The sequence below is a fragment of the Halorussus gelatinilyticus genome, assembly GCF_023238445.1.
In the GTDB taxonomy this organism is placed as follows: Archaea; Halobacteriota; Halobacteria; order Halobacteriales; family Haladaptataceae; genus Halorussus; species Halorussus gelatinilyticus.
The window spans coordinates 2,044,782-2,061,135 of the sequence record NZ_CP096658.1; the positions used below are offsets into that span (position 1 = coordinate 2,044,782).

Here is a 16,354-nt window from a genome sequence, read left to right on the forward strand (position 1 = left end):
ACGTGACTGGGTGAATAATGGAGTCCCGATACTGTATGTTTATATACTGGGAACAGAACCAATCGAGGCGTGGGATACCCAGTTTCTCCCCAAATCCCCCAGCTGGGGTATCCCACGCCTGAGCCTGTTCTTATTGAGCAGTAGAATGTAAACGAAATATCTGAAGTTATGTAAATAAGAATGGTTAGCGGTATCAATCTCTTGGTGGTATTATAACTCTTAGTATGGAATATAGAAAGATATATTATATCTCTAGATTAAGTGTGCCTTGGTATAGCATGACTCTTGAGCTGGAATCGGACCGACTCGTCATCGCGGCACTCGCCACATTGTTGGTAATGCTCGGTGCGATGATGCTCGGCGGATCGCTTGGGCAAATACTGTTCTCGTACACCATCATCGCGTTCTTCGGAATGTACGTCCTTCTCGGTGTGAAATCGACCGCCGAGCGACACGGCTGGAGGCCGTTTCTCATAACGGTTGTGACAGTCGTCGGCATCCTCGCAGTGGTGTTTTCCGCGCTCTGGCACTTCCACCATTTGAATCCAACCTACACCGATCCCGTCTACTGGCTCGGCTTCCCGCGTGCCACCGCCATCGTCGTATATGCACTCTGGATGCCGCCAGCGCTCGTCCTGATGTTCGCCTACCCGTATCTCTTCGACGACTACATCTGGGACTCGAAAGAGATAGAGAAGTTCGACGAAATGGAGCGGACGCGGGCCACAGCGAGTGCTACTGGAGGTGACGATTGATGGCTGTCGACACGCTCGTCGCGGGCATCGTCATGGTCTACCTCCTCGGTATGTTGGGTATCGGCATCTGGGCGACCCAGAAAACCAAGAGCACTGCGGACTTCCTCATCGCTGGAAAGCGATTCGGCATCTGGGCAGTAGCATTCTCGGCGTTTGCGTCCATCATGAGCGGGTTCGGCTTCATCGGCGGCCCCGGCCTGTTCTACCAGGGCGGGTACGCCTTCCTCTGGATCGCCATCGTCGCGCCGCTTGCCTTCCCTGTCTCATGGTTCGTATTGGGCAAGAAAATGCGACTCATGGCCGAAGTCCGGGAAATTCTTACGATTCCCGACGCGGTTTACGCCCGTTACGACAGTCAAGCCGCGCGTGGTCTCACCGCCGTCTCCGTTCTCCTCGGCGTCATTTCATATCTCGCAGTTCAGCTCAAGGCGATGGGTTTCGTGTTGAGCGAGATTCTGGGTACAAGCCAATTCGTCGCACTCGCAATCGCGGTCGGCGTCATCACCGTCTACACGGTCGGCGGGGGCATGATCGCGGGCGTTACCACCGACCTTGTCCAGGGTGTCGTGATGGTGATCGGTAGCATCATCGTGTTCGGACTCGCGCTCGACTACGGTGGTGGGCTTTCCCAGATGAGCCGCGATATCGCAGTGAATGATCCGCAGATGGCAGGTGCCTTCGGTAGCTTCCCCGTCATGCTGACGCTCTGTTGGTACTTCCTGTTCACTGTCGGCAACTCTGGCCAGCCCCACATGGCGCATAAGCTCTACATGATTCGCGACGTGAAGCTCCTCAAGTGGGGTGCACCCATTGCGGGCCTCTCCTACTTCGCGTCTTCGCTCATGATGCTTGGCATCGGCATCAGCGTTCGAGCGAGCGTTGAGACCGGTGCTATCGAAGCGCTCCAGAGCGCCGACAACGCCGCCCCCTACTTCCTGACCAACTTTACTCCGTCGCTACTTGCAGGGGTCGTGTTCGCCGCGGCGCTCGGTGCTATCATGAGCACGAGTGACGCGTTCATCAACATCGGCGCGGCGAACCTCGCTCGGGACATTCCCGAGAGCCTCGGCATCCACTTCGACACCGACCGTCAGGAACTGTGGGCACACCGAATTGCTTCCGCGACGATAATCGCTGGGTCGTTGTTCCTCGCTTACTACGCCGAGATTCTGGTCGGCCTCCTAGGCGTCGTTGGTTGGGCACTGTTCGCCAGCGCGCTGGTTCCGCTGCTCGGCATCGGACTCAATTGGGACGGCGCGACCAAGGAGGGTGCGGTCGCGTCCGCGTTCACCGCGCTTGTCCTCAATATCGGCCTCGCGATTGCCGGCGAGTTCTACGGCTTCTCGCTCCCGAATAGTGTAGTCATCGGCGCGTTCACGCTCGTCGTCGCATCCATCGTTATGATTGTCGTCAGCTTCGCGACGTCGTCGGTGTCGCGAGAGCAGATTGCCAGTGACGTCCACAGCGTCATCACAAGTTAACGAGGGACAACCCGGACTTTCCCGAGCTATTTTTCTCCATCGACGCCGATTTCGCTGTCGAACCGCGTGAAGAACTCGTTCATGAACTGCCACCGGGACTCGCCGAGGCGACCTCCTGGTGCCGTATACAACTTCTCGAGTCGTTCCGCCGCCCATTCCCGAAGGAGTGTTACGTCCGGGTGATTCGACGCCTCCAGGTCAGTCACAGTCGAGTTATCGATGACCGCATGTTTCTCTCCCGTTCTTCCCGATCGTTCGCCGACGATACAGGCGAGTCGAACGATTCCGCGCGCCCCTGTGGCCTCTAATTTGTCCGCGTCGAAGAGTAACTTCGCCTCAATCGTCTCGGGATCGGGAGAGCTCGACCGGATGCTATGTGCCTCGATGCAGTGTGTGATGGCGTCGATTTGGTCAGTCGTCATCTCCACTTCCTCGGTTTCGAGGAGGGCCGTCGCTTCGCTCGCGCCCCACTCGTTATGGTCGTCGATTTCCCCGGTCCGCTCGCGCGGTCGTCCGATATCATGTAACCACGCCGCCGCAGAAAGCACGTCCCTATCGACGCTGGTTTCACACTTGTTTGCTAACCGGAGTGATAGATCTCGGACGCGGTTAGCGTGGAAGCTGTCGTGGGCTGGGAGGGCATCCTCGTAGTAGGGCAACGCTAGTGTTCTAACGAGCGGACCTAATTCCGGGGGCATCGTTATTCGAGAAGTCAAATCCCAGATAGTATAGTCGTTATGGCATTCTGCCAGGTATTAAGAAACGCTCTTGCCCAGGACTCTCCAAGAAACGCATCGTAGTTTGCTTCCCTACTCGATTCGACTGCCCACCCACAACTCGGGGGGAGAGAGACGACGCCACTGTTGCGCATTTACAGTAATAGCGAGGCGAAAGCGGTGGGAGGAGGTTAGAGCAACATGCCGCGCTCGCTATGGGAGACTTCGACATCGGCGTCTGCGTAGAGGGGCGTCAGTAATTTCACGAGTGGCGCGACGTCGTGGGACCGCGAGTGATGATAGAACTCGTGAGTCTCCTCTTTCGTTTCGACGACGAGTTTTGGCTTCACGAGGAGCGACCCAGACACCAGTTGGATTCGTGTGAGAGATTCGGCCTCGATGGCGAACGACCGCTCGCCCCGCAGGAGTTTTTCTGCGGGGGCATCGGCGACTTGCTCGCCAATCTCGCGGGCCTCGCGCTCGCGGCCGTCCCGCCGAAGCAGAAGCGACTGGAAGGACTCGTCACCGAACACCGCGGCGAGGCGGTCTGATTCGAAGAAGAGTTCGAAGTACTCGAACGTCTCCGGGCGAACTCGGTACCACTGAGACGCCCAGACTCGGTCGTCTCCGACGGGTTTCGGGGCCGGCGAGTGGTCAGTCATTGTCACCCTCCCGCCCCGGAAGCTTGTACTCCATGAGCGCCGCCGCGTAGGTCTTCCCCTGCGTGTCATAGCGGAGGCTCGCTTGACCGCCACCGTCGAGGGCGTCCTCGCAAACGAAATTGACTGCGTGTACGTTCGGGAGCTCGTACCGCTCAACGGCACCGTCGACGAGTCCCTCGAAGTAGGCCGCGACACGGTCAGCGGTCAGCTGTTCGATGAGTCGGTCGTAGGCGGCTGGCGTGTCCGCCACGACGCCGATGTTCACGCGGTTTCCCTTATCACCGGAGCGACCGTGTGCGATGTCGCCGACCGTGACCGGACTGGTTTCGTCAGTCATACGTGATCACCTCCGGAGTGGCTGCCTCGTCGGGAACCGTGGTGGGCCAGACGTCTATGACTGGTTGCGGACTCGGTCGTCCGCCGTCGGTCAGCCCCGTGACGCTCGGCGGTCCAGCCATGGACAGCGGTGCGAACTCCATTCCGAGGCGGCGAAGTGCAGCCTTGTCGTCGCTCCGAGCAGCGTATCGAAGCATGACTTCGTTGTGGTCGTCCTGTGGCGGTGCAGTCGGACCATGGGCCGCGTCATGCCCGACAAACTCCGAGTGCGTCTCGTCGACGTCGAGTTCTAGCATATCGATTCGCCGATCAAGGATGGATGCCGCCTCACGCGCCTTAGCCAACGCATCGGGACGTGAATAGAGGAGTGATCCCGACAGTTTGTATCCTGACTCATAGTGAATCGTCGCTTTATATATCTCAGGCGGCGCCCGCCCTTCCATACCGGTGACGCGAACGGCGTTCTCACGGAGTTGTTCGACCGAGGGCGCGGTAAAGTCCGCCGTCACGTCCGGTGTGAGATATGCGCTAGGGTCGTGTACCTCGTAGACCAGTTGCTCGGCCACGGTCTCCGTCGAGACGGTTCCGCCCGTCCCCTGCGGTTTCGTTATCACCGCGGTTCCGTCGCGCTCAACTTGCGCAATTGGGTAGCCAAGGTTCTCGAAGTCGACGCTCTGCCAATCACCGAGGAAGTTGCCGCCCGTGACTTGCGTGCCGCACTCGATAAGGTGGCCTGCGACAACGCCTGCCGCAAGGCGGTCGTAGTCATTCCGAGTCCAGCCGTACTCGTGAACGAGCGGCCCCAGCGTCAGCGCGGGGTCGGCAATGCGACCAGTGATAATGATGTCAGCACCGGTACTGATGGCGTCAGCAACGGGAAAAGCGCCGAGGTATGCGACTGCCGCCGTCACGTCGTCAAGCTCGTGGGGGAATGGTTCATCGGTCTCGACGTTGCACAGCCCCGTCTCGGTCTGTAGTCGGTCAAGGTCAGCGCGGACGGAATCACCCGTGACCGTTGCCACATCGACCTCGACGCCCTGTTCGTCCGCGAGTCTGAGTACCTCGCGGGCGCACGCTTCCGGATTTATGCCGCCGGCGTTCGTTACGACCGTCACATTGCGCTCAATGAGTTCTTCGAGGTGGTCGGCGACCACGAACCGGGTGAAGTCAGTGGCGTACCCGCGGTCCGGGTCTGATTCGTGAAGTTTGCCGAGGACGCCCATCGTCACCTCCGCTAGATACTCTAATTGGAGGTAGTCGAACGTCCCGTGGTCGAGGAGTCGCCGCGTGGCGTCAGGGTAGTCGCCCCAGAACCCTGCCGCGTTGGCGATGCGGACGCTCATTCGTTCGGGTCGTCCTCTACGAGTTCGTCAAGAAGTTCCTCGGCGCGGTCCTGCCGTATCGCGTCTTCGACGACCATCCGGTCGGCGATTTCGTCCACAAGCTTCTCGGGGGCACCGGCTTGGACGGCGAGGTTCTTTGCATGTAGTCGCATATGGCCGGTCTGAATTCCCTCCGAGACGAGGGCCCGGAGTCCCGCATAATTCTGAGCGAGGCCGACGGCAGCCATAATCCCTGCCAGTTCATCGGCGGAGTTTGCGTTGAGCAGATTCATCGCGGCGGCCGCCCCGTTGTGCAGTGCCGTCGCGCCGCCCACGGTGCCGACTTGCATCGGAATCTCGATGCTACACGCAAGGTTTCCAGCCTCGTCGACCTCGTAGTTTGTAAGGGGACCATAGCCGCCCTGTGCGGCGTATGCGTGAGCTCCTGCTTCGATTGCCCGCCAATCGTTGAACGTTGCGGTCGCGACAGCATCAACGCCGTTCATGATACCCTTGTTGTGGGTAGCGGCACGGTATGGGTCGGCGTCGGCGACAGCCCACGCGTCCACGATGCGGTCCCGGACCTCCTCGCCAGTGAGGTCGACCTCGTCGGTTTCGAGTTCGGCGGGCGGAATCTTGCAAGACGCGCGGGCGAGCCGTCGGTCCGCGAGGTTCGAGAGGATGCGAAGTTCCACCTCGCCTCCTGTGAGCGACTCGATTTCCGGGGCGAGCGCTTCCGCCATCGTGTTAACTGCGTTCCCACCCATTGCGTCGCGCACGTCGACGACTAGGTGAGTCACCACCATCTGCCCACGAGCGGTGTCGATGACTCGGACCTCGATGTCGCGACAACCGCCGCCGTGCTCGACAAGAACCGGATCCTGTTCGTTCGCCAAACCGACCAGTTCATCTTTCTGTTCGAGGATACGGACCTTTGCCGCGTGTGGGTCTGAGACGTCTTTCGCTTGGATTTGAGAGAGCATGATTGGGCCCGAAACGTCGGCAGTGAATCCGCCCGTAGGCCGAGCCATGAGCGCTCCGTAGGACGCGGCGGCGACCACGCTCGTCTCTTCTATCGCCATCGGGACGAGGACATCGTCGCCGTTAACTTTGAAGTTCGTGGCGACGCTCAGCGGGAACTCGACCGTCCCAATGACGTTCTCACTCACTTGGTCGGCGGTTTCCACGCCGAGACCGATGTTCGACAGCGCTTCTTGATCCTTAGAAGAGAGATTCGCTCTATCCGCTACTTCGGCCAACCTGTCTCTGGGAGATGCTTTATAAAACCCTTCTATTCTCGAATCCATGTCAATGAAACCCATTCAGGCATGATTAATATATGTGTGCAATCGGAGACCGATTGCCGATTCCAGACGCGCTTCAATCGTCTTCATATCGAACGTTGCTTTGAGTAAGTCTACGAATTACAAGGCACAGATCGCTATGACCTACTCACTTCTCAAATCGCGCACCTAGATGCTGTGTGTTACTAACTTGACCCGAGTTTAGACCTACAGTTGATACTTGACAAATTCGTTGTTTCCACACTCTGGGCAGGAATCCGCTTCTTCATCCAGTTTCGAGCCACAGTGACGACACTCAACCAGTACATCTGGGGAGCTCCTATTCCAGAAAATCTGCTTGAAATTACGGAATATGATATATCATTATAGGTTGACTACCTCGCCACGTTCGGGACCGTTAGCCCAGAAGTTCGTCCTGGTCGTTGTCTCGTATTTGCTCATAACGTGGGTAGGTAAGGATAATAATCTAAGATAAATATAATTCTAAATGCCAATGAAGAATCCTTCTGATTTTTCGTCCGCAAGCAAACGATTCAATGGTCTCGTAGTCATGAGAGGTAAGAAGTCAGAGCAGACTATCCAGAGGTCCAGTCGTTCAGATACTGCTCGACGAGACTTGCTGGGTCGTGAGTTGCATAGGTGGCGTCCTGATACGAGTGATAGACCTCTGGCTCAACAGGTTCTGGGGCCTCATTCGGGCCACGCGAAGACTGGTGCTTCGGTACGCCGCCGGTCGTAAGTCCGACGACCGTCTTATCGAGGGTCACGAGCGGTGAACCGCTGTTGCCGCTCATGTTCGGCGTGGTCGTCAAGATGGCGTCACCAAATTTCTGGTCGCGGACGTATTCGCCGCTGGCGATAACCCAGTTGCCGATGGCGAAGGGGTGGCCGACCTGTACGACCGTCTGGCCCTCGCTCAAGGAGGACTCATCGCCGAGTGAAAGCGTCGTCGGCGCGGAGAAATCGGTTTGGAGGAGTGCAACGTCGTGGTACGGCGGCGAGCGGTGGTCGGTCGCGTTGAGGACCTCCGGTTCGAAGGAGTCGCCGTCGAGCGTCCAGCAGGTGATCGAGGACGCGCCGTCGATGACGTGGCTGTTCGTGACGACCAGATTCTCGGCGACGAACCAGCCTGTCCCGCTACCGCCAGCGGTACTACTCGTCTGCGTATTGACGCTCACGACCGCCGGACGAATCGACTTGCCGACTTGCTGGACCTGCTGGTTGTCCGCTCGAGATTTGGTAGCGTCAGCTTGCTCGGTCCCGGCTGTCGGTCGCGAGGATTCGTCTGTTGGTTCCGTAGTCTCGACTAGCGATGCTTGTAGTTCGGTACAGCCTGCGAGACTCGTGACCGCTCCGACTGCGGTCGCCGTGAGAAGGCGGCGTCTCGTCGTTCGCTGTTTCATACCAGACCGTTTCGGACGACGCGGATAGGTCTTGTTCTATCGGAGGCGAGGTCACAACGAGAATGCTACTCGAAATATCTGATTCGGGACGTAGAGTTCTCTCAAGCTCTATGAATTGAGAGTCTGGCTTCCGTCTACTTTCTCGATAATCTCGCTTGCAGTCTCCCGAATCCGACCGAGTCGGTCGAGGACTACCTCTGCATCCTCGTCTCGCCACGCCGCAAGGTAGAGTGCTGACCCGCTCGTGTCGAGACCAAAATAGCGTCCGACGACGTACCCGACTGCCTCAGCCTCGACTTCGCGTTTCGAGCGCTCACTTCTCTCCTCACGTTCGATATGGAGCAGAGCATGAGCATACTCGTGGACGAGTGTCACCGCGAGATCTGCACTGTTTGCACGAGCCTTCACCTCCACGACCGGAGCTCTTTCCTCCGAGCGGTTGTATTGGCAAACACCTTTAGCGTCACCGTGCGACCACTCCGCTACCGAGACTACCCTCGCTTCGACTCCTAAGCTCTTTGCTCCCGCCAACAGCGTTGGCACGAGTGCCTCCGCGTCACCGGTCGCCGCTGTGTCCAACTCTGGGAGTGGTTCACCTTCGGTCTGTGAGACGTCGAAGACCGCGGTCGGTCGAAAGCCGACCAGTCCTTTCGACCAGTCTTCGGACGGTGTCTCGTCGTACGTACAGTCGCTACGCTCGTGGTAGGATGGAGAACTCCCACAGTCAGGGCACTTTCTCGTGATGATCGGTGCCCAAATCCAGATTGCTTCTTCGCCTCCCTCGACGTGCCGGTCGAACTCTGTCTGCCACGTCCGGTAACCAGCGACGCGAGTCGCTTCGGGACACTGGAGTTTGATGAGAAGCGTATTTCGATGCGAGTAGCCGTGAAAGCGACTCTGTACGTCAAGCCACGTCTGGAACTCCGTACTTGCGGTCGCTTCATCGACGCGGTCAAGGAGGTCCTCGATCCACGCTTCAATTGTACTGTGCATCTCGTCAGAACGGTCGTCCGACTCGGCGAACGAGACCGTTTCATCGTCAGTAGTCGTCATGAGATTCACAAGGAGTCCGTGAATCGGACTGCCCTGCACCCATCAGGGGACAGAAAACAAGCTGTGAGCAGATACCGTTAGTCGAGTTCGCATAGGAGGATGGAATTAGTCCACCGCCTCTCACCCTGCAGGTGGGATGTAGACGCTTTCTTCACCCATAATCTCCTCAAGATGGTTACGGACGCGATGGGAGAAGTAGCATTCGTAGCAGCAGTACCCACAGAGTACTCCTGTATCGTACTCGGCGACGAACGGCCCACGCGCGGTCGCCCAGACGTCTCCGTTGCACTCCGTGCAACTTGACGAGTCCAAATCCGCTGGCTGCGGAGAACGATACTGAACTGATTCGCCATCTGCTACTGGTGTCGTTTCAGGCCAAATACCGTGTTCCTGCCAGAAGGCCCGGACATGGGCGAGCCCGTGACGAACGGTTTTCCGTACCGTTACGTGGTCGGCGTCTCGACCACTGTCGTCCCAACCGTCGCCGGTCCAGAATTCACCGAACTGTGCGCCACGATGGAGACCGTTCCAGTCGACGCCCACGATATCTGCAGGTGGGTCCCCCGATAATGTTGGTTGGGTAAGCTCCTCGATGACTGCTCGCTGTTTCGGCGGACTCCCACCGAGTACGTGGACTCGACGACCTCGCCAATCGACAGGGTCCGAAAATTCATGCGCGAGCAGGTCGGCGTAGCCTCGTGAGTAGCCGAGTGTGATATCCGGGGGTATCTCGTCGATAGTTGCTCGGCATTTCGGGACGACTATGAATTCCGTCTTCGGGAGACTTGATTCGAGGTCACGAATCGCGTCGACGTACGACCGTGCTTCTGCGACGTCGTGTGCATCGCCGATGATACTGACCCTTGGTTCGTATTCGAGAACCTGTTCGACGTACCGCTCAAGATCGGGATTCCGGAAATCGTTGTCGAGCATTCCGACCGGGAGGTCAAGGTGCAGAAACTGCTGTTGTTGGTACGAACAGTCTTCACGAAAGCCGGTCAGAAACCCGAGGTCGAACGCGTCGATAGCAAACGGGACACGATGAAGGAAGGCAACGTAGTCTACTTGTCGTGCGTCCGAATACGATTTCGCGGAGCTGTCGCTATGCTGTATTGGGTTTTCGATCGCCACAAGGAGTCTCCTGCAGGGCTCGGTCGCCCTACGACTCTCGTCAGGGCCGGAAAATCAGGAGACAGTTCTCGATTCGAGACAAACGTTGGATAATAGACTCTCGCCGCACAAACGTTGAGGTCACACCGTTCGGCGAAGCTAGCCGGGTGTTACTACTCGTAGAGACAGTGATTCTCCGCCGCATCGCCTGTGAGCGTCTGTTGGTCTTCGTCCGTCGCTGCGAAGAGTTTCGACTGGTCGTGTTCGCTACCTTGCCTGATTTCGGGACGGTCGTCGATCCCGAATTCACTCGCCTCCGGTTGGTCACGGCGTGATTTTCGTTCACGGTGGTCGACTTCTGCGCCGAAATCCTCAAGCGATGTTTCGACGCTGGTTTCCGTTACTTCGAGTTCGCCGTCTTCGCCGAAGGCGGTCTGTTGTTGAATCGGGATGGATGGTCGCTTGGTCACCGTTTTCGAGCCTCCACCGACTGATGGCTCGAAAAAATTACTCGTCGCTGATCCTCTCTCGCTCCGAGCGGAGTTCGATGGCTCGGTTATCGAGACGCTGTAAAATCTGGAGTCGGTTCTGGTGGGTATTCTCGTAGGCTACGCACGCTCGCAGTAGCGCCATAGTCTTGATCGTGGCTATCCCCGGTTCGATGAGTTTCAGATTTGGAGGTTCGAGAATCTGTTCTGGCTTAAGGTCGCTCGGTTCCGTGGACTGGTCCAACGAGGTATTCATTTCGGTGTCGCCTCTGGCCCTGTCAGGGCGACATAATAGCCGGATTAGAGTAGCCATGATGGAATTGATATGCGCTAGATTTCTACTTCGATAGACTACGGTACGATAATTCTAATTATCTCAGTTCAGAATACGCTCAAAGACTTCGTATGTGGACTTCCGAGTGATGTCAGTCGGAAAGTGCGTCGATATCATCGAGATACGCACGAACCTCGAGGACGAACGTTCGGTAGCGTTCGAGGTCCTGCAGTGCGGTATACACCATATCGTGGTCGATGATGTGACCGTACGTGTGCGAGAGGACGTTTCGAAACCGTGTAGCCTGTGTCATTTGCTCAGTAGTGCCCTCTGAGAGGACACCGAGGTCACCTAGGATGGCCATCGACTTCGGATTACTCTCCGGTAGTTGGTCCTGCTCGTATTTGGCGAGTACTTCGGCGATATCAATCGACGCTTCGGTCATTTTCACGAACCGCCGCTCGACGATATCTTGCGTTTCTATGTCGCTCCGGTACTCCTCACGGGTCAGTTGTTGTTTGCTGGCAAGGATACCGAGACTCTTCTCGATGGTTTCGACAGCAGCGAGAATACGATTGAGCTTATCCGTGGGGAAATCGTCGGTCGTCATCGCTCCCTATGCGACCCTTCAGTTGCCGATACTGCGGACCCGCTATCGAGGTGCTCGTCGATTTTCCGGAGTGCCGTGTCGAACCGCTCGCGGGGCGTCCGATGGTCACTCTGAGTCGTGAGCTGACGGCGAAGCGTTTCGACCCGAGTTTGTTCGCCGACGAGTAGCACGCCGTGCTCAAAGAGTGACGATGCAACGTCCGGTGACGTCGTATGGATATCGACTAAGTCAACCTCCTCGGTATCCAATATTTCGCTGAGGGCTTCGCTCAACTCGAAGAACACCGTATTGTAGTTAGGGTCATCGTGCTGTCTCGACTCGAATTCGACTGCGATGTCGATATCACTCGTTGAATGCGTCGTCTCCGTGGCGTGCGAACCGAAGAGAATCGCTAGTCGGACAGCGTGCTCTCGAAGAACGCGTTGAAGCCTCTCAACTGGGAGACCGTCATCGAGATTTGCTGTCTCGACGGTTTTCATCGTTTGTCTTCTCGTTCCCGAGCTACATAAAAACTCAGTAGTGAGAAGACCGCTAGGTAACTGATTCATGATTCTGCCGGACCCCTCGACAAGTCGAGTGACCGCAGGGAACGAGGCGATGGCGAAAGCCCGACCGCGCAACGAAGTGAGCAGTCCGGAACGTGGAGGCGGGCGGGGTGGTGGACGCCAACGAAAAAAGACGGCAGAGGGAACTCACAGAGACCGCGTCTCAGGAGAGTTCGTACTCGACAACATCGGTTGGCCCACAATAGGGACACGAGTCCGTACCGGAGGAGACAGTCGTCCCGCAGCGCCGACACTCGTGGACCGAGGACGGCTCGTCTCGACTCCTGATGAGGTGCTCGAAGAAGCGAGGAAGACTCATTTGCGTGGTCTTCGCGTCAACCGATTGGTCACACGAGATTTTCTCTCCGACGTTCGAGGAACGAAGCCACGGTGTTCGATACTGTCGGCGTAGTCTCGGAGGACTCCGACAAGAACGAGTTCGGGAACGCCTCCACGAGTTTGCAAGAGAAGCCAGCGTTCGAGGTCGTGTTCAACAGCGTCGATTCGACTCGGGCGAAACGGGGTGCGTCTAGCCATGTTCGATCACTTCTGGAACGCGACCTTGTGGGCCGCGCCTGCACCCCTGCAGGCGCACAGAAACTCGACGGATGCGCCACCTGAATAAGCCTCACTCTCGGGAAACGAGGAGTTCTGTCTCATCGCTATTCCACGCTCGAAGCTTCTCAATGATGTACGTCCGCGCTTCTTCGAGAGTGAGGTCGCCGTCGTCGATTCGGTCACCGACGACATCTTTCAACGCTTGAAACTGGCCGTGGACGTACTCATCGTGGACGGGTTCACCGTCTGCCCACATCACGGATTGGAGGACGCCGTTTCCAGTCGTCGGAGAAGCATCGACGGCCTCGCAGTCGTACTCCAAGCCGAGCCAGAGGGTTCGGTACGTCGTCACCTCGAACGCTTCTGAGACGACGTAGAAGGCTTCGTGGTGAAGGAAGTCGAGGTACGCAGACCGAATCTCGTCCAGCGAGATAGCTACTGCAATTGGCTCCGGGTTAACTGGTGTTGAGGAAAGTCGCTCTAACGAGCGTGAATTCTCCGGAGTATCCGTACTGGCAAGGAGTTCTTCGAGATGCTCACGGTGCGATGGTGAGGGTTCGTCGCCACCGAAGGGTGTTTCTGGCGTAAGTCGGTGTTTCAGGTGATAGTTTGAGGCTCCGTTGTGCGAGTAGTGGAGAGCGTACGATTCGTCTGGTCGTTCGTAGGCAACGAGTGCGCGATTTCCCATTCGGAATCAGCGGGCCACCGAGGTGCGCCCGCACTCCTGTCGGGCGCAAAAATGATGACGACACGATAGTAAAACGGTGATCTAATGGCCGTGCTGAATGCAAGGCGTGTATAGTGTTCGTTGAGCCGCTAGATTCCAACCTTAGCGGGTATTCTTGAAACCCTATCTGCTGATGGAAGTGCCTCGATGGTGTCGTTGTCGACACAGCACAGTCCGCTCAGGAAGAGATGTAGCCGATTAATTGTCTCGCCACGTCCGCGGTACGTTCGTTGACGAGAGAGGTCATATGGAGTTCGACTTCTACAGCACTGTTGAGAGTCGCGAGCGCCCACGGAAGAACGTGACTTCGTTCCCCGAGTGGGTCACCCTCGTAATCGTCGTCTTGGAGCGTGAGTGACTCCTCGTGGTAGGTCTTCGTAGAGATGAGGACCGTAATGAGTTGTAAGCCGTGGTTCGGGAACCGAGGTGTTCCCAGAATGAGCATCGGGCGACCTTTGTCCGAGAGCGGGTCAGTTCCCCAGATGATGTCACCGCGCTGTAGTTCCTCGAACGCGGTCACTGTACTTCCTCCATCTCGTCGGTCTTCAAGTCCTCAAGATGTTCCTCACCGTATTGCTCGTCAGCGGTCTGGTGGTGCTGGTGAAGGCGGTAAGCGGCCCGGAGCCGTTCTTTATCGTCAGTAATCGCCCAGTACGGGCGCTTATGCCGCACGAGACCTCGTTCCTTCAATCGCGAGAGAATCGAACTGACGGCGTCTGTATCCAACTCAAGTTGCTCGGCAATCGTCGCCGCCTTCCACGCACGGTCGTCGTTCTCGTCAAGGAACAATACGATCCGCTCAGTATCGTTCTGCTCCTCGAATTCGTCGTCGTCGGCGTTCTCGAACTCGTCGATATCGATGGTGCCGCTCGACATGGACTAGTGTTGGGACCGTTGACCTATAGCTATTTGGGATGTTTGTTATCGCTGTAGCGAGGAGAACCCTTTGTAAAGACCGGCGTGACTTTGATCACTGACTTTACCACCACCGGAATAAGGTCGCAGCTGCGCGCGCAGCGAAGCGAGCAGAAACTCCACCCTCAACTTCATTTACTAAAATCAATACTAATGCCCCGTCCTCAAGGAACAACGCAGGCCGAAGGCCGAGTAGCGTAGTAGGGCGGGGATACAGCGTCGTCAGAAATCTACGATTTCTGATTGACAGTCAGATTCTGATGGAGTCTGACAACGCCCGCCATCGTCTCACAGACACTCTGCAACGACTGGCCCACAGGCCCACCGAATCATTCATTAATATCGACAATGTATCTACACCGTACATGGACCAGTTCACAATCAACGGCCACGAAGTCGTGGAGGGCAACGTGAAAGCCACCGGCAACGGCGCTCACGTCTACGTCCCGAAACGCTGGCGTGGCGCGGACGTGAAAGTCGTCCGTACTTCCGACCCCAACGACGAATAGATGAACTACAACTACAGGTATCGACTGAACCCAACCGAGGACCTCCGCGAGCGATTAGCGTGGACTGTCGATACCTGTAGACAGGTCTACAACCACTTCCTCCACCGCCTCAACCGACACGACGGCACCTCGGCATACTCCGAGCAGAAGCGCCTGCCAGACCTCAAGAAGTGGTGGACCGACGACCTGCAAGACGTTCACTCGAAGGTGCTTCAGAAGGTCGTCCAGCGATTGTACGACAACCTCTCGACGCTCAAAGGCCGGAAGCAGAACGGCTACAGCGTCGGGGAGTTGAAGTGGAAAGCACCGGGCGAATACCAATCGTTCACCTACAGTCAGTCCGGCTTCGAACTCAAAAACACGAGTGGTCGGACTCGACTATGGCTCTCGAAGATTGGTGACATCCCCATCATGTTCCACCGCGACTTGCCCGACGACGCCACCATCAAGACCCTCACGGTCAAACGCGAACCCACCGGCAACTGGTACGCCATCCTCGGCGTCGAAACGCCTGACGACCCACTCGAGAAGCCCGACGAGGTGACTGACGCTGTTGGTATCGACGTGGGTGTCCTGAAATACGTCCACGACAGCGATGGGACCGCTGTCGAGTCGCCAGATCTCTCGGATGAACGCGAGCGGTTGGAACGCGGCCAACGCAACCTCTCGCGGAAGGAACACGGCTCGAACAATTGGGAAGAACAGCGCAAGACGGTCGCTCGACGCCACGCCGACTTGAAGCGCAAGCGACGTGATTTCTTGCACAAACTCTCGGCGTACTACGCCCGCGAGTACGACCTTGTGGCGGTCGAGGACTTGGACGCGAAGGGGTTGGTCGAACTCCCTGGCAACTCTCGGAACCGAGCCGGGGCCTCGTGGGGAACGTTCCTGCGAATGCTCGAATACAAGTGCGAACGGGAAGGCACACACTTCGTCGCCGTGGACCCCCGAGGCACGACCAAAGAGTGCGCGTCGTGCGGAACAGAGACGGGCAAACCACTATGGGTCCGCGAGCATTCATGTCCAGCGTGTGGGTTTGAAGCGGATAGAGATGCGAATGCGTCGTGGAACGTTCTGTCTCGTGGTCTCGACAACGTAGGGGCGGGCTGTCCCGAATCAACGCCTGTGGAGACTGCGCTCCCTGCGGATACCGATTCGGTGTCTGCAAAGCGTGTCGTGGAAGCAGGAAGCCCCACCCTCAAGGAGTGAACCGCGTCAGCGGTGAGCGAGTAGGGTGGGGAGGAAGTCACTGAACTAGCGTACTTCGGATGAAAGTTCGGTGGTTCGCACGTTTACTTCGGAGCTATCAGTTTACGTATTCCGACGACTGATTGACTACCGATTTTCAGAAATTTCTGGCGGATGTACTTATAGCATAACTATTCAATGGAAATAGATAATTTCAAATTTTGCGGTGTTGGATGATTTGATGGAACCATGTCAGAGGCACCAGATGCAACGATAGCAGGGTACTGTAGTAAGCATCCTCGAATGATGGGCGTCCTCTTCACCGTTGGCCTTCTTACGCTTGAAGCAGTCGGGCAGGTGAAAGCAGGAGGCGGGGCCGCTACCGCAGGGCCGTAAGC

Annotated in this window: 21 protein-coding genes; 5 read left to right on the forward strand and 16 right to left on the reverse strand. The window is 57.2% G+C overall.

The window, feature by feature from the left end; translation table 11 throughout:
- Window positions 1-278 precede the first annotated feature (278 nt).
- On the forward strand, window positions 279-755 hold the full coding sequence (locus M0R88_RS10510) for a hypothetical protein (RefSeq protein WP_248653463.1): 477 nt from the start codon (window positions 279-281) through the stop codon (window positions 753-755).
- Complete coding sequence (locus M0R88_RS10515) at window positions 755-2,236, forward strand: sodium:solute symporter family transporter (protein ID WP_248653464.1); 1,482 nt, start codon at window positions 755-757, stop codon at window positions 2,234-2,236. The genes M0R88_RS10510 and M0R88_RS10515 overlap by 1 nt, the downstream gene beginning before the upstream one ends.
- A 26-nt stretch (window positions 2,237-2,262) precedes the next feature.
- Here the strand turns inward: M0R88_RS10515 and M0R88_RS10520 are convergent, their stop codons facing one another.
- The 16 genes from M0R88_RS10520 to M0R88_RS10590 all read right to left on the reverse strand — a co-directional run bounded on the left by M0R88_RS10520 (window position 2,263) and on the right by M0R88_RS10590 (window position 14,220).
- The gene (locus tag M0R88_RS10520) at window positions 2,263-2,934 is read right to left on the reverse strand and encodes an HD domain-containing protein (RefSeq protein ID WP_248653465.1); all 672 of its coding nucleotides are present in this window, start codon (window positions 2,932-2,934) and stop codon (window positions 2,263-2,265) included.
- A 209-nt stretch (window positions 2,935-3,143) separates the two neighbouring features.
- Window positions 3,144-3,614: a hypothetical protein gene (locus M0R88_RS10525; RefSeq protein ID WP_248653466.1), complete on the reverse strand. Its 471-nt coding sequence runs from the start codon at window positions 3,612-3,614 to the stop codon at window positions 3,144-3,146.
- The gene (locus M0R88_RS10530) at window positions 3,607-3,951 is read right to left on the reverse strand and encodes an AtuA-related protein (RefSeq protein WP_248653467.1); all 345 of its coding nucleotides are present in this window, start codon (window positions 3,949-3,951) and stop codon (window positions 3,607-3,609) included. The genes M0R88_RS10525 and M0R88_RS10530 overlap by 8 nt, the downstream gene beginning before the upstream one ends.
- Window positions 3,944-5,293 (reverse strand): acyclic terpene utilization AtuA family protein, encoded by a 1,350-nt coding sequence (locus M0R88_RS10535; RefSeq protein WP_248653468.1) that lies wholly within the window; start codon window positions 5,291-5,293, stop codon window positions 3,944-3,946. The genes M0R88_RS10530 and M0R88_RS10535 overlap by 8 nt, the downstream gene beginning before the upstream one ends.
- Entirely contained in the window at window positions 5,290-6,579 is a 1,290-nt protein-coding gene (locus M0R88_RS10540) for a hydroxymethylglutaryl-CoA reductase, degradative (protein WP_248653469.1), read from the reverse strand. The genes M0R88_RS10535 and M0R88_RS10540 overlap by 4 nt, the downstream gene beginning before the upstream one ends.
- A gap of 572 nt (window positions 6,580-7,151) precedes the next feature.
- Window positions 7,152-7,979: a S1C family serine protease gene (locus M0R88_RS10545; RefSeq protein ID WP_248653470.1), complete on the reverse strand. Its 828-nt coding sequence runs from the start codon at window positions 7,977-7,979 to the stop codon at window positions 7,152-7,154.
- 108 nt (window positions 7,980-8,087) lie between these two features.
- Window positions 8,088-9,032: an ArdC-like ssDNA-binding domain-containing protein gene (locus M0R88_RS10550; RefSeq protein WP_248653471.1), complete on the reverse strand. Its 945-nt coding sequence runs from the start codon at window positions 9,030-9,032 to the stop codon at window positions 8,088-8,090.
- A 120-nt stretch (window positions 9,033-9,152) separates the two neighbouring features.
- Window positions 9,153-10,157 carry a DUF6610 family protein gene (locus M0R88_RS10555; RefSeq protein ID WP_438267209.1) on the reverse strand — a complete coding sequence of 335 codons (1,005 nt, stop codon included), beginning with the start codon at window positions 10,155-10,157 and terminating at the stop codon, window positions 9,153-9,155.
- A 158-nt stretch (window positions 10,158-10,315) separates the two neighbouring features.
- A complete protein-coding gene (locus M0R88_RS10560; RefSeq protein ID WP_248653473.1) occupies window positions 10,316-10,612 on the reverse strand; it encodes a hypothetical protein in 297 nt (98 codons plus the stop codon).
- 37 nt (window positions 10,613-10,649) lie between these two features.
- The gene (locus tag M0R88_RS18880) at window positions 10,650-10,943 is read right to left on the reverse strand and encodes a DUF8129 domain-containing protein (protein WP_497007276.1); all 294 of its coding nucleotides are present in this window, start codon (window positions 10,941-10,943) and stop codon (window positions 10,650-10,652) included.
- Window positions 10,944-11,055: 112 nt separating this feature from the next.
- A complete protein-coding gene (hepT, locus tag M0R88_RS10570; protein ID WP_248653475.1) occupies window positions 11,056-11,514 on the reverse strand; it encodes a type VII toxin-antitoxin system HepT family RNase toxin in 459 nt (152 codons plus the stop codon).
- Window positions 11,511-11,993: a type VII toxin-antitoxin system MntA family adenylyltransferase antitoxin gene (mntA, locus tag M0R88_RS10575; protein ID WP_248653476.1), complete on the reverse strand. Its 483-nt coding sequence runs from the start codon at window positions 11,991-11,993 to the stop codon at window positions 11,511-11,513. Before mntA ends, hepT begins: the two co-directional genes overlap by 4 nt.
- A gap of 381 nt (window positions 11,994-12,374) precedes the next feature.
- Window positions 12,375-12,596 (reverse strand): hypothetical protein, encoded by a 222-nt coding sequence (locus M0R88_RS18755; RefSeq protein WP_368409344.1) that lies wholly within the window; start codon window positions 12,594-12,596, stop codon window positions 12,375-12,377.
- A 91-nt stretch (window positions 12,597-12,687) separates the two neighbouring features.
- A complete protein-coding gene (locus M0R88_RS10580) occupies window positions 12,688-13,305 on the reverse strand; it encodes a DUF6735 family protein (RefSeq protein ID WP_248653477.1) in 618 nt (205 codons plus the stop codon).
- Window positions 13,306-13,522: 217 nt separating this feature from the next.
- Window positions 13,523-13,864, reverse strand: a complete 342-nt coding sequence (locus M0R88_RS10585) for a hypothetical protein (protein ID WP_248653478.1) — start codon at window positions 13,862-13,864, stop codon at window positions 13,523-13,525.
- Window positions 13,861-14,220, reverse strand: a complete 360-nt coding sequence (locus tag M0R88_RS10590) for a MarR family transcriptional regulator (protein WP_248653479.1) — start codon at window positions 14,218-14,220, stop codon at window positions 13,861-13,863. The genes M0R88_RS10585 and M0R88_RS10590 overlap by 4 nt, the downstream gene beginning before the upstream one ends.
- Before the next feature lie 404 nt (window positions 14,221-14,624).
- Between M0R88_RS10590 and M0R88_RS10595 the strand changes: the two genes are divergently transcribed.
- The 3 genes from M0R88_RS10595 to M0R88_RS18830 all read left to right on the forward strand — a co-directional run bounded on the left by M0R88_RS10595 (window position 14,625) and on the right by M0R88_RS18830 (window position 16,352).
- Complete coding sequence (locus M0R88_RS10595; RefSeq protein ID WP_248653480.1) at window positions 14,625-14,768, forward strand: DUF2080 family transposase-associated protein; 144 nt, start codon at window positions 14,625-14,627, stop codon at window positions 14,766-14,768.
- Window positions 14,769-15,977, forward strand: coding sequence for an RNA-guided endonuclease InsQ/TnpB family protein (locus tag M0R88_RS10600; RefSeq protein WP_248653481.1), 1,209 nt, complete (start codon window positions 14,769-14,771; stop codon window positions 15,975-15,977).
- 228 nt (window positions 15,978-16,205) lie between these two features.
- Window positions 16,206-16,352 carry a DUF7503 family protein gene (locus tag M0R88_RS18830; RefSeq protein ID WP_438267186.1) on the forward strand — a complete coding sequence of 49 codons (147 nt, stop codon included), beginning with the start codon at window positions 16,206-16,208 and terminating at the stop codon, window positions 16,350-16,352.
- Window positions 16,353-16,354: the final 2 nt, after the last annotated feature.